Here is an 11,260-nt window from a genome sequence, read left to right as displayed (position 1 = left end):
GGGGAACATCGCGGTCGCGGTCTTCCAGACGGTGCCGTTCGCCCTCGCCTGGGTGCTCGGCGACTCCATCCGCACCCGCCGCGCCTACTTCGCGCAGCTGGAGGAGCGCGCCGCCCGCCTCGAGAAGGAGCGCGAGGCGCAGGCGAAGGTCGCGGTCGCCGCGGAACGCGCCCGTATCGCGCGTGAGCTGCACGACGTCGTCGCGCACAACGTGTCGGTGATGGTGGTGCAGGCCGACGGCGCCGCCTACGTCCTCGACGCCGCGCCGGACCAGGCGAAGAAGGCCCTGGAGACCATCTCCTCCACCGGCCGCCAGGCCCTCGCCGAGATGCGCCGCCTGCTCGGCGTGCTGCGCACCGGCGAGCACCAGGAGAGCGGCGAGTACGTCCCGCAGCCCGACGTCGAGCAGATCGAGGACCTGGTCGAGCAGTGCCGCGGCGCGGGCCTGCCGGTCGACTTCAGGATCGAGGGCACTCCGCGCCCGCTGCCCAGCGGCGTCGAGCTCACCGCGTACCGCATCGTGCAGGAGGCGCTCACCAACACCCGCAAGCACGGCGGGCCGAACGCGGGAGCGAGCGTGCGGCTGGTCTACTTCGACGACGGCCTCGGACTGCTCGTCGAGGACGACGGCAAGGGCGCCCCGCACGAGCTGTACGAGGAGGGCGGCGCCGACGGCCGGGGCCACGGCCTGATCGGCATGCGCGAGCGGGTCGGCATGGTCGGCGGCACCCTGGACGCGGGCCCGCGCCCCGGTGGAGGATTCCGCATCAGTGCCCTGCTGCCGCTCAAACCAGCGCATTGACCGCCGACGCACGCCCCCTGTTGACACCTGTAACAACCCTCTGAACGGACATGGAAGAGGCCCCGATGACGATCCGCGTGATGCTCGTCGACGACCAGGTGCTGCTGCGCACCGGGTTCCGGATGGTGCTCGCCGCACAGCCGGACATGGAGGTCGTGGCGGAGGCGGGCGACGGGGTCGAGGCCCTGCAGGTGCTGCGCTCGACCGAGGTCGACGTGGTGCTCATGGACGTACGCATGCCGAAGCTCGACGGTGTGGAGGCCACCCGGCGCATCTGCTCGGACACCGACCCGCCGAAGGTGCTGATCCTGACCACGTTCGATCTCGACGAGTACGCCTTCTCCGCGCTGAAGGCGGGCGCTTCCGGGTTCATGCTCAAGGACGTGCCGCCCGGCGAACTCCTCGCCGCGATCCGCTCCGTGCACAGCGGCGACGCCGTCGTGGCCCCGTCGACGACCCGGCGGCTGCTCGACCGGTTCGCGCCGATGCTGCCCAGCACCGGCAAGGAGCCCCGGCACAAGGAGCTGGAGCGGCTCACCGAGCGTGAGCGCGAGGTCATGGTGCTGGTCGCCCAGGGACTGTCCAACGGGGAGATCGCGGGCCGGCTGGTGCTGTCGGAGGCGACGGTCAAGACACATGTGGGCCGCATCCTGACCAAGCTCGGGCTGCGGGACCGGGTGCAGGTGGTGGTCCTGGCGTACGAGACGGGGCTCGTACGGGCCGGCGGACACGGCTGACCGGAGCCCGCGCCCGTCGGTAGGGTCTGCGCATGCTCCTGTGGATCAACGGCCCCTTCGGGGGCGGCAAGACACAGACCGCACACGAGATACAGCGCCGCCTGCCCGGCAGCGTCATCTGCGACCCCGAGCACCCCGGCTTCGGCCTGCGCCGCATGCTGCCGCCCGCACTGCGGGGAAACTTCCAGGACCTGGCGTCCTGGCGGCAGGGCGTCGTCGAGGTCCTCGACCTCGCCCTCACCAAGCACGACGGCGTGGTGATCGCGCCGATGACGGTCACCGACTCCGGCTACTTCCAGGAGACCGTCGGACGACTCCGCGAACTGGGCCATGACGTACGGCACTTCACGCTCCTCGCCGAGCGCGAGACCGTCCTGAAACGGCTGCGCGAGCGGGGGCTGGGACACCTCCTTCAGTTCGTCGCCGGAAAGAACGCCGGCCTGCGCAGGGAGAGCTGGGCCGTGCAGCAGCTCGACCACTGTCTGGAGCGGCTGCGCGAGCCGGAGTTCGCCGAGCATCTGTGGACGGACCACTCGACCGTGCCGAAGACGGCGGACCGGATCGCCGTGCTGGCCGGGCTGACTCTCAGGCCCAACAACGAGGGCGCGCTGCGGACGCGGCTGAGGCAGGCGCGGGTCGGGATCAGGCACATCCGGTTCGACTGACGGTCACCTCAGGAGCGCTTCGAGGAAGTCGCTGCCGAGCCGCGCCACCGCGGTGACGTCCAGTTGGTGCAGGACGTACCGACCGCGGCGGCGGGTGGTGATCAGGCCCGCCTTCTTGAGGACGCTCAGGTGCCGGGATATCTCGGGCGCGGTCATGCTGTGGATCTGTACGAGTTCGCTCGTGGTGTACGTGCTGCGGGCGAGGTTGCGGCAGAGCTGCATCCGCACCGGGTGGGACAGGGCGGTCATCCTCATGGTCAGCTGGTCGACCGAAGGCGGCACGGTGAGCCCGGGGGAGCCGACCGGGTAGTGCAGTACGGGCTGCCAGCCGTGCCGGTGCAGCACCATCAGATGCGGCCAGCCCAGGCTCGTCGGCACGAGCAGCAGGCCACTGTCCCTGATGACGCTGTGGCCCTGGCGCAGCTTGTCGATCGTGATCCTTCCGGCGGCCTCGTCGAGCACCACCGCCGGGGACACCAGGGCCAGCGCCTCGGCCAGCCCCTTGTGTCGCAGCAGGTCGGTCTTGTGGCGGGCGTCCGCCGCGAGTTGGTGGCGCAGCCGGGACCAGGTGTCCGCGAAGAACGCCTCGTCGCAGTCCTCCAGGAACTGCCGCAGCCAGGCGCGGATCCGCGGCGGGTCGGCCAGCAGCCGCTCGGTGAACCGCATCTGCTGCGGCCCGCGCGCGGCAGCCAGCCCCAGAGCCCGGTCGCGCAGCGCCGGGTCGGTCAGCGCTTTCGCGCCCTGGACGTCGTACGGCAGCGCGCAGGTGAATTCCAGCGCCGCGTCCACGAACTGCTCGTCCGTGAGCTTGTCCAGCAGATCGAGGTCCTCGGCGAGAGTGGCGCCCGGGACCGCGCCGGTGCCCGGGAGGCCGGCGAACGGCATGAAGAGGTCCGAGAACGTCGTCCGCCAAAGAAAGTCCGCCTCGCACATCCGGTCGGCCAGATGCGAGTCGAGCCGGGCGGTCACGCCGGTCACCCAGCCCTGCAGGCCGGGATGGTGCCCCGGCTCGGACAGCGCATGCAGCGCCATACCGAGCTCGGCGAGGGGCGAGGGCACCACGGCGACCCTCTCCGGCCGCAGCCCCGCGATGTCGATGCTCACGCTCATGTCGCCATGGTGCACGCCGCCACTGACAACGCCGCCCTCGATTGACGGCGGCCGTCAATCGGCGCGACACCGGCGGCGCGGGCGGCGCAGCCTGGGACAACCGGGGCAGCCGCGGAGCCCGATCCACCGTTTCTCCACGTTCCGAGAAGGCGAACCGCCATGAGCATCACGCAGCAGTACCTCCTCGACGCCTACCGCGCCCAGCAGCTCGGCCGGCCAGGCCCGCCCGCGCCCGGCGCCCACGACTGGCAGGTCGTGCGGGAGTGGCGCGACCACCGGCAGTTCCGCGCGGTGATCGCCGAGCGTCCGGCCCACGGACGGCTACGGCGGGCGCTGGGCCGGTGGTTGCGTCCGGGCCGACGGGCTACGGGCTGACCCCCTGCGGCAGCCGGGAGACGAACTCCGCGACCGCCGCTTTCACATCGCCCGCCGTCCACTCCAGGCCCGCGGCCCGGACCTCGATCTCCGTCACGGCGAGGCCCGGGCCCGGGGCGTCCCAGGGGCGGGCGAAGAGCAGGGTCTTCGTCTCCTCGGCGTGCCGGACCGCGGCCTCGGCGACGACATCGACGTCGTACGGGAGCCAGACCTGGAACTCGTTGGTGTGCGGCTCCTCGGGGTGGACGCGCACCCAGGGCACCCCGGCCGCCGCGAAGCCCTCGCGCAGCGCGGCGGCCACCACGCGCGCGTGCCGCACACAGTCGGGCAGCCGGGGCAGCTCACGCTCCAGCCCGGCGAGCGCCGACAGCACGGTCGGGAACTGCTGGAAAACCTGCCCGCCGTACCGGTGCCGCCAGGCCTTCGCCTCCTCCACCAGGGACTTGGTGCCGGCGAGGGCGGCGCCGCCGAAGCCGTCGAGTGACTTGTAGAACGACACGTACACGCTGTCCGCCAGGGCCGCGATCTCGTCCAGTGAGCGGCCGAAGTGGACGGTCGTCTCCCACAAGCGCGCGCCGTCGAAGTGCACCACCGCATCGCGCTCGCGCGCGGCCTCCACCAGCTCGGTGAGCTCCTCCCAGGAGGGCAGCACGAAACCGGCGTCCCGGAGCGGGAGTTCCAGCATCAGCGTCCCGAAGGGCTCGTCGAGGTCGCGGATCTCGGCCGCGGTGGGCAGCCGGGGCGCACTGCTCAGGCGGACCGGGCGCAGGCCACTGACCTGCGTCAACGCATGGCGCTCATGCACTTCGGGGTGGGCGAGCGGGTGCAGGGCGACGCTCGGGTTGCCGGTGCGGCCGGCCCAGCAGCGCAGGGCCACCTGCTGGGCCATCGTGCCCGTCGGAAAGAACGCGGCCCCCTCCGTGCCGAGCAGTCCGGCGACCTTCCTCTCGAGGGCTTCCACGATGCCGTTGCCGTACATGTCCACGGTCTCGTCGAGGTCGTACAGGTCCTCGGCTCTCTCCAGGAGTGCCAGGCGCTCCCGGAGCGTGCCGAGCACGCTGGTGCGCGCGAGGACGCGCTGCGCGCCCCGGTACGCGACTTTGCGCCGCTCGTAGCGTCGCTTGCGCTGTTCCTCGACCGACACCGGTTCCTGCACCGGTTTCTGCGCGCCCTGCTCCGCCGTATCCGTCATGCCACGGATCATGCCGCGCGGCGATTCGCCCGGGCACCCGCTTTTCGGACCCGGCTGCACCGATTTCGGACCCGGCCGCACCGAGCCGCGGCCCACAGCCTGTGGGCAACCGAACGCCCCTCGAACCAATCGCGTTAACATGACGAGAAATCGTCCGGTACCCCGAGCGGACTGGAACGGGAAGGCCGCCGTCGCGTGAGTACAAGCCAACAGCCAGACCCCAAGGACCGCCCCGCCCGGCTCACCGTCGGCGTTGTCGGCGCCGGTCGCGTGGGTCCCGCGCTCGCTGCGTCACTCCAGCTCGCCGGGCACCGCCCGGTGGCCGTCTCCGGGGTCTCCGACGCCTCCAGAAGGCGGGCCGCGCTGTTGCTGCCCGACGTGCCCGTCGTCGCGCCCGCCGAGGTGCTCCAGCGCGCCGAGCTGGTGCTGCTGACCGTCCCGGACGACGCCCTGCCCGGCCTCGTGGAGGGCCTCGCCACCACCGGCGCCGTACGGCCGGGACAGCTGCTCGTGCACACCTCCGGGCGGTACGGCGCGAACGTCCTGGAGCCCGCTCTGCGAGCCGGAGCGCTGCCGCTGGCCCTGCACCCCGCGATGACGTTCACCGGGACCCTGGTGGACGTCCAGCGCCTCGCAGGGTGCTCCTTCGGCGTCACCGCACCCGACGAGCTGCGGCTCGCGGCCGAGGCGCTCGTCATCGAGATGGGCGGCGAGCCCGAGTGGATCGCCGAGGAGAACCGGCCGCTGTACCACGCGGCGCTCGCGCTGGGCGCCAACCACCTGGTGACGCTGGTCGCCCAGTCCATGGAGCTGCTGCGCACGGCCGGCGTCGACGCCCCCGACCGGATGCTCGGCCCGCTGCTCGGCGCCGCCCTCGACAACGCGCTGCGCTCCGGCGACGCCGCCCTGACCGGGCCCGTCGCGCGCGGGGACGCCGGCACGGTCGCGGCGCATGTCACGCAGCTGCGCCGGCACGCCCCGCAGGCCGTCGCCGGCTATCTGGCGATGGCGCGCGCGACCGCCGACCGGGCGCTCGCCCACGGGCTGCTGAAGCCGGAACTCGCCGAGGACCTGCTCGGGGTACTCGCCGCGGACACGAACCTGCCCGAGAACGGGGGAGACCGATGAGCCGCCGGAGCTTCGAGCTCGTCCCCACGGTGGACGACCTGACGTACGTCCGCGAACACTTCGCCGTGCCCGGCCACACCGCCGTGGTGATGACGATGGGCGCCCTGCACGACGGCCACGCCACCCTCGTCCGCACGGCACGCGAGCACGTCGGGCGGGACGGCTTCGTCGTCGTCACCGTCTTCGTCAACCCCCTGCAGTTCGGCAAGGGCGAGGACCTCGACCGCTATCCGCGCACCCTGGAGGCCGACCTCAAGGTCGCCGAGCAGGCGGGCGCGGACGTCGTGTTCGCCCCCGCCGTCGAAGAGGTGTACCCCGGCGGCGAGCCCCAGGTCCGGATCAGCGCGGGCCCCATGGGGGAGCGCCTGGAGGGTGCCTCCCGCCCCGGCCACTTCGACGGCATGCTCACCGTCGTCGCCAAACTGCTCCACCTCACCCGCCCCGACGTCGCCTTCTTCGGGCAGAAGGACGCCCAGCAGCTCGCCCTGATCCGCCGCATGGTGCGGGACCTGAACTTCGGTGTCGAGATCGTCGGCGTACCGACCGTGCGGGAGGACGACGGCCTGGCCCTGTCCAGCCGCAACCGCTACCTCTCTCCCCAGGAACGGTGCACGGCGCTCGCGCTGCCCCGCGCCCTGTTCGCGGGCCGGGACCGGCACGCGGCGCAGGAGGCGCTGCGCGCGCGGGCGCGGGAAGTGCCCTCCACGCGCGCGCGTGCCGAGGCCCTCAGCGCCATCGGCGAGTCCCGCGCGGCCGCCGACGCGCACGCCGTCGCCAAGGCGGTCCCCGGAGGCCCGTCCGCCGTGCGCGCCGCGGCCCGCCTGGTCCTCGACGAGGCCGCCCGCCTCGACCCGCCGCTCGTCCTGGACTACCTGGCCCTGGTCGACCCGTCCGACTTCACCGAGATCGGGGACGACTTCACCGGCGAGGCCGTTCTCGCGGTGGCCGCCAAGGTCGGCAGGACCCGGCTGATCGACAACATCCCCCTCACCTTCGGAGCCGCCTCGTGACCAGCACAGGCATACGACTGCACGCCCCCGCCCCGGGCTGGTCCATCTCCGCGGACGTCGTGGTCGTCGGCTCCGGCGTCGCCGGCCTCACCGCCGCCCTGCGCTGCGAGGCGGCCGGCATGACGACGGTCGTCGTCACCAAGGCCCGCCTCGACGACGGCTCCACCCGCTGGGCCCAGGGCGGCATCGCCGCGGCCCTCGGCGAGGGCGACAGTCCCGAACAGCACCTGGACGACACCCTGGTGGCGGGCGCGGGCCTGTGCGACGTGGAGGCGGTTCGGATCCTCGTCACCGAGGGCCCCGACGCCGTACGCCGCCTCATCGAGACCGGCGCGCACTTCGACGAGTCCATCGAAGGCGAACTGGAGCTCACGCGGGAGGGCGGCCACCACCGCCGCCGCATCGCACACGCCGGTGGCGACGCGACCGGCGCGGAGATCTCCCGTGCCCTTGTCGAGGCGGTACGCGCGCGTGGCCTGCGCACGATCGAGAACGCCCTGGTCCTCGACCTCCTCACGGACGCCGACGGCCGCACGGCCGGCGTCACCCTGCACGTCATGGGCGAGGGCCAGCACGACGGCGTGGGCGCGGTGCACGCCCCCGCGGTGATCCTCGCGACCGGCGGCATGGGCCAGGTCTTCTCGGCCACCACCAACCCCTCGGTCTCCACGGGCGACGGCGTGGCCCTGGCACTGCGCGCGGGCGCGGAGGTCTCCGACCTCGAGTTCGTCCAGTTCCACCCCACCGTGCTGTTCCTCGGCCCGGACGCCGAGGGCCAGCAGCCGCTGGTCTCCGAGGCGGTACGCGGCGAGGGCGCCCACCTGGTGGACGCCGACGGCGTGCGCTTCATGGCCGGCCGGCACGAACTCGCGGAACTGGCCCCCCGGGACATCGTCGCCAAGGCCATCATGCGCCGCATGCAGGAGCAGGACGCCGAGCACATGTTCCTCGACGCCCGGCACTTCGGCGCCGACATGTGGGAGCACCGCTTCCCCACGATCCTCGCCGCCTGCCGCGCCCATGGCATCGACCCGGTCCACGAGCCGATCCCGATCGCCCCGGCCGCCCACTACGCCTCCGGGGGCGTACGCACGGACTCCCACGGCCGTACGACCGTGCCGGGCCTGTACGCGTGCGGCGAGGTCGCCTGCACGGGTGTGCACGGCGCGAACCGCCTCGCCTCGAACAGCCTCCTCGAAGGCCTGGTCTACGCCGAGCGCATCGCCCACGACATCGCGGTGACCCACCGGCACAACGGCCTCCACGCGCGCGTGCCCGCCCCCGTCCCGCAGCCGGACAAGCCGGCCCACCCCCTGCTCGCCCCCGAGGACCGCTTCACGATCCAGCGGATCATGACCGAGGGCGCGGGCGTTCTGCGCTCCGCCGACTCCCTCGCCAAGGCCGCCGAACAACTCCAGCACCTGCACGCCGAGGCGCGCGACGCCCTCGAGGAGAACGGCAAGACGGCCGAGCCCGGCGTCGACACCTGGGAGTCCACCAACCTCCTGTGCGTGGCCCGCGTCCTGGTCGCTGCCGCCCGGCTGCGCGAGGAGACCCGCGGCTGCCACTGGCGTGAGGACCACGCCGAGCGTGACGACACGGCATGGCGCCGCCACATCGTCGTACGGCTGAATCCGGACCGCACACTCGCCGTACACACCACCGATACCGCAGACTTCCCCCCGACCCGGCCGCACCACCCGGCGCACCGTCCCCAGGAGCAGTGACAGCAGTGAGCACCCCCGACCTTCCCCTCGCCCCGTCCGACGGCTGCGGCGACGGCTGTGCCTGCGGCGCGGACACCGACGACGAGGCATACCTGGAGTGCGGCCTGGACCCGGCACTCGCCCAGCTCCTGGCCGACGCCGGACTCGACCCCGTGGAGGTCGAGGACATCGCCAACGTCGCCATTCAGGAGGACCTCGCGGGCGGCGTCGACGTGACGACGGTCGCGACGATCCCCGAGGACGCGGTGGCCACCGCCGACTTCGTCGCGCGCGAGGCGGGCGTGGTGGCGGGCCTGCGGGTCGCCGAGGCGGTCATGTCGATCGTCTGCGAGGACGAGTTCGAGGTCGAACGCCACGTCGAGGACGGCGACCGCGTGGCGGAGGGCCAGAAGCTCCTCTCGATCACCACCCGCACCCGCGACCTGCTCACCGCCGAACGCAGCGCGCTCAACCTCCTGTGCCGCCTCTCGGGCATCGCGACGGCCACGCGCGCGTGGGCGGACGTTCTGGAGGGCACCAACGCGAAGGTCCGGGACACCCGCAAGACGACCCCCGGTCTGCGCTCACTCGAAAAATTCGCGGTCCGCTGCGGCGGTGGCGTGAACCACCGCATGTCGCTCTCGGACGCGGCCCTGGTCAAGGACAACCACGTGGTCGCCGCGGGCGGCGTGGCAGCGGCCTTCAAGGCCGTACGGGAGGCCTTCCCGGACGTACCGGTCGAGGTCGAGGTCGACACCCTGCACCAGCTGCGCGAGGTGGCCGACGCGGGTGCCGACCTGATTCTGCTGGACAACTTCACCCCGGGCGAGTGCGAGGAGGCGGTGGCCCTCGTACACGGCCGCGCGGCCCTCGAGGCATCCGGCCGGCTGACCCTGGACAACGCCAGGGCGTACGCCGACACCGGCGTCGACTACCTGGCCGTAGGAGCCCTGACGCACTCCTCCCCGATCCTGGACATCGGCCTGGATCTGCGAGCGGCGGAGTAGGGAGCGGGAACCGGCCATGCTGCTGACGATCGACGTAGGCAACACGCACACGGTCCTGGGCCTGTTCGACGGGGACGACATCGTCGAGCACTGGCGCATCTCCACGGACGCGCGCCGCACGGCCGACGAGCTGGCGGTCCTGCTCCAGGGCCTGATGGGCATGCACCCCCTCCTCGGGGACGAACTGGGCGACGGCATCGACGGCATCGCGATCTGCGCGACGGTCCCGTCCGTCCTGCACGAGCTGCGCGAGGTGACCCGCCGTTACTACGGCGACGTACCCGCGGTCCTGGTCGAACCAGGCGTCAAGACGGGCGTCCCGATCCTCACGGACAACCCCAAGGAGGTGGGCGCCGACCGCATCATCAACGCCGTCGCCGCGGTCGAGCTCTTCGGAGGCCCGGCCATCGTGGTCGACTTCGGTACGGCGACGACGTTCGACGCGGTCAGCGCGCGCGGGGAGTACGTCGGCGGTGTCATCGCTCCCGGCATCGAGATCTCCGTCGAGGCACTCGGCGTCAAGGGCGCACAGCTCCGCAAGATCGAGGTCGCCCGGCCGCGCAGCGTGATCGGCAAGAACACGGTCGAGGCCATGCAGGCGGGCATCGTCTACGGCTTCGCCGGCCAGGTCGACGGCGTGGTGAACCGCATGGCGCGCGAGCTCGCGGACGACCCCGACGACGTGACGGTGATCGCGACGGGTGGGCTGGCGCCGATGGTCCTGGGCGAGTCCTCGGTCATCGACGAACACGAGCCATGGCTGACGTTGATCGGGCTGCGGTTGGTGTACGAGCGGAACGTGTCCCGCATGTGAGTCAGGCACCCGGCGTTGCGCTGGGCCGGGGGTGGGTCGCGCAGCCCGGCGCTGCCGGGGCGCCGCCCGCGCCCACTCGTGCCCGCGGCTGGACGGGCTGCCCGCACAGGCCGCCGCAGGCGTCCCCGCCGCCCACCCGGGTGGCACACCCGCGCGCCATTCCACCCCTTTCGCCCGGTTTGTCTGATTAGCACGTACCGTCGGTCCATGCCCACGCCTCACGGATCCCGCGGCGGCATGGCGTTCGGTGTGGAGGAGCTGCGTGTGCTCCGCCGCGCTCTCGCCCTCGCCCTCCACCCCGGCCAGGCCTCGGTCGAGGACGTCCAGGACTGCCTTCACCTCGCCGAGTCGCTCGACGAGGCGGTGCGTGAGGTCGCCCGCCTGCGGGCCTTCCTCGTGGCCGACCTGGCCCGCTACCGCGCCGCCCTGCCCGGCGCCGCGGCCGGCTACGTCACGCTCCTGGAGGAGGCCCTCCGCGCCGGATACCGCCCCCACCCCGACGACCTCGCCGCGCTCCGCGCGCTACGCGGCACCCCCACGGCCGCCGCCCTGCTGGCCCGCTGCCAGACGCTCGCCGAACAGGACGTACGCGCCCGCCTCGCCCACAGCACCCCCGCCACGGCCGAACCGGCAGCCGCCCATGCCCCGATGGCCCCCGCCTCCCGCACACGCCTCCTGGCCCTCCCTGGCGGCCTCTCGGGCGCGGACGAGGAC

The 11,260-nt window shown here is 72.8% G+C and carries 11 protein-coding genes and 1 pseudogene; 10 read left to right on the top strand and 2 right to left on the bottom strand.

Annotated elements, in window-relative coordinates; translation table 11 throughout:
- The 3 genes from ACTWQJ_RS35935 to ACTWQJ_RS35925 form a co-directional block, all read left to right on the top strand.
- Nucleotides 1-802 (top strand): sensor histidine kinase (locus tag ACTWQJ_RS35935; RefSeq protein WP_443310652.1); only part of this gene is annotated, 802 nt, incomplete at its 5' end.
- Between the two features lie 65 nt (nucleotides 803-867).
- The gene (locus ACTWQJ_RS35930) at nucleotides 868-1,539 is read left to right on the top strand and encodes a response regulator transcription factor (RefSeq protein ID WP_129799494.1); all 672 of its coding nucleotides are present in this window, start codon (nucleotides 868-870) and stop codon (nucleotides 1,537-1,539) included.
- Nucleotides 1,540-1,571: 32 nt separating this feature from the next.
- Nucleotides 1,572-2,204: an AAA family ATPase gene (locus tag ACTWQJ_RS35925; protein WP_443310651.1), complete on the top strand. Its 633-nt coding sequence runs from the start codon at nucleotides 1,572-1,574 to the stop codon at nucleotides 2,202-2,204.
- Nucleotides 2,205-2,207: 3 nt separating this feature from the next.
- Here ACTWQJ_RS35925 and ACTWQJ_RS35920 read toward each other — a convergent pair whose 3' ends face one another.
- Nucleotides 2,208-3,314 carry a DUF5937 family protein gene (locus ACTWQJ_RS35920; RefSeq protein WP_443310650.1) on the bottom strand — a complete coding sequence of 369 codons (1,107 nt, stop codon included), beginning with the start codon at nucleotides 3,312-3,314 and terminating at the stop codon, nucleotides 2,208-2,210.
- A gap of 159 nt (nucleotides 3,315-3,473) precedes the next feature.
- Between ACTWQJ_RS35920 and ACTWQJ_RS35915 the strand changes: the two genes are divergently transcribed.
- The gene (locus ACTWQJ_RS35915; protein ID WP_443310649.1) at nucleotides 3,474-3,689 is read left to right on the top strand and encodes a hypothetical protein; all 216 of its coding nucleotides are present in this window, start codon (nucleotides 3,474-3,476) and stop codon (nucleotides 3,687-3,689) included.
- Here ACTWQJ_RS35915 and ACTWQJ_RS35910 read toward each other — a convergent pair.
- A complete protein-coding gene (locus ACTWQJ_RS35910) occupies nucleotides 3,679-4,881 on the bottom strand; it encodes a threonine aldolase family protein (RefSeq protein WP_443310648.1) in 1,203 nt (400 codons plus the stop codon). The genes ACTWQJ_RS35915 and ACTWQJ_RS35910 overlap by 11 nt on opposite strands.
- 195 nt (nucleotides 4,882-5,076) lie before the next feature.
- On the opposite strand from ACTWQJ_RS35910, the gene ACTWQJ_RS35905 reads away from it, so the two are divergent.
- The 6 genes and pseudogenes from ACTWQJ_RS35905 to ACTWQJ_RS35880 form a co-directional block, all read left to right on the top strand.
- Nucleotides 5,077-6,009: a Rossmann-like and DUF2520 domain-containing protein gene (locus tag ACTWQJ_RS35905; protein ID WP_443310647.1), complete on the top strand. Its 933-nt coding sequence runs from the start codon at nucleotides 5,077-5,079 to the stop codon at nucleotides 6,007-6,009.
- Nucleotides 6,006-7,019, top strand: coding sequence for a pantoate--beta-alanine ligase (panC, locus tag ACTWQJ_RS35900; protein ID WP_443310646.1), 1,014 nt, complete (start codon nucleotides 6,006-6,008; stop codon nucleotides 7,017-7,019). The genes ACTWQJ_RS35905 and panC overlap by 4 nt, the downstream gene beginning before the upstream one ends.
- Entirely contained in the window at nucleotides 7,016-8,746 is a 1,731-nt protein-coding gene (locus ACTWQJ_RS35895) for an L-aspartate oxidase (protein ID WP_443310645.1), read from the top strand. The genes panC and ACTWQJ_RS35895 overlap by 4 nt, the downstream gene beginning before the upstream one ends.
- Nucleotides 8,747-8,751: 5 nt before the next feature.
- Nucleotides 8,752-9,732 carry a carboxylating nicotinate-nucleotide diphosphorylase gene (gene nadC / locus ACTWQJ_RS35890; protein ID WP_443310644.1) on the top strand — a complete coding sequence of 327 codons (981 nt, stop codon included), beginning with the start codon at nucleotides 8,752-8,754 and terminating at the stop codon, nucleotides 9,730-9,732.
- 16 nt (nucleotides 9,733-9,748) lie between these two features.
- On the top strand, nucleotides 9,749-10,546 hold the full coding sequence (locus tag ACTWQJ_RS35885) for a type III pantothenate kinase (protein ID WP_224737254.1): 798 nt from the start codon (nucleotides 9,749-9,751) through the stop codon (nucleotides 10,544-10,546).
- A gap of 237 nt (nucleotides 10,547-10,783) precedes the next feature.
- Nucleotides 10,784-11,260, top strand: a pseudogene (locus tag ACTWQJ_RS35880) (hypothetical protein); the annotation flags it as partial.

Source organism: Streptomyces sp. KR55 (assembly GCF_052245645.1).
Taxonomy (GTDB): Bacteria; Actinomycetota; Actinomycetes; order Streptomycetales; family Streptomycetaceae; genus Streptomyces; species Streptomyces flavusporus.
Note: the sequence above shows the minus strand (reverse complement) of the source record. Positions and strands in the feature narration are given on the sequence as shown.

What these genes read in the sequence shown, in the direction of transcription:
- ACTWQJ_RS35885 (WP_224737254.1), top strand. Translation starts at nt 9,749, where the DNA reads ATGCTGCTGACGATCGACGTAGGCAACACGCACACGGTCCTGGGCCTG.
- ACTWQJ_RS35925 (WP_443310651.1), top strand. Translation starts at nt 1,572, where the DNA reads ATGCTCCTGTGGATCAACGGCCCCTTCGGGGGCGGCAAGACACAGACC.
- ACTWQJ_RS35930 (WP_129799494.1), top strand. Translation starts at nt 868, where the DNA reads ATGACGATCCGCGTGATGCTCGTCGACGACCAGGTGCTGCTGCGCACC.
- panC (WP_443310646.1), top strand. Translation starts at nt 6,006, where the DNA reads ATGAGCCGCCGGAGCTTCGAGCTCGTCCCCACGGTGGACGACCTGACG.
- ACTWQJ_RS35910 (WP_443310648.1), bottom strand. Translation starts at nt 4,881, where the DNA reads ATGACGGATACGGCGGAGCAGGGCGCGCAGAAACCGGTGCAGGAACCG.
- ACTWQJ_RS35920 (WP_443310650.1), bottom strand. Translation starts at nt 3,314, where the DNA reads ATGAGCGTGAGCATCGACATCGCGGGGCTGCGGCCGGAGAGGGTCGCC.
- ACTWQJ_RS35915 (WP_443310649.1), top strand. Translation starts at nt 3,474, where the DNA reads ATGAGCATCACGCAGCAGTACCTCCTCGACGCCTACCGCGCCCAGCAG.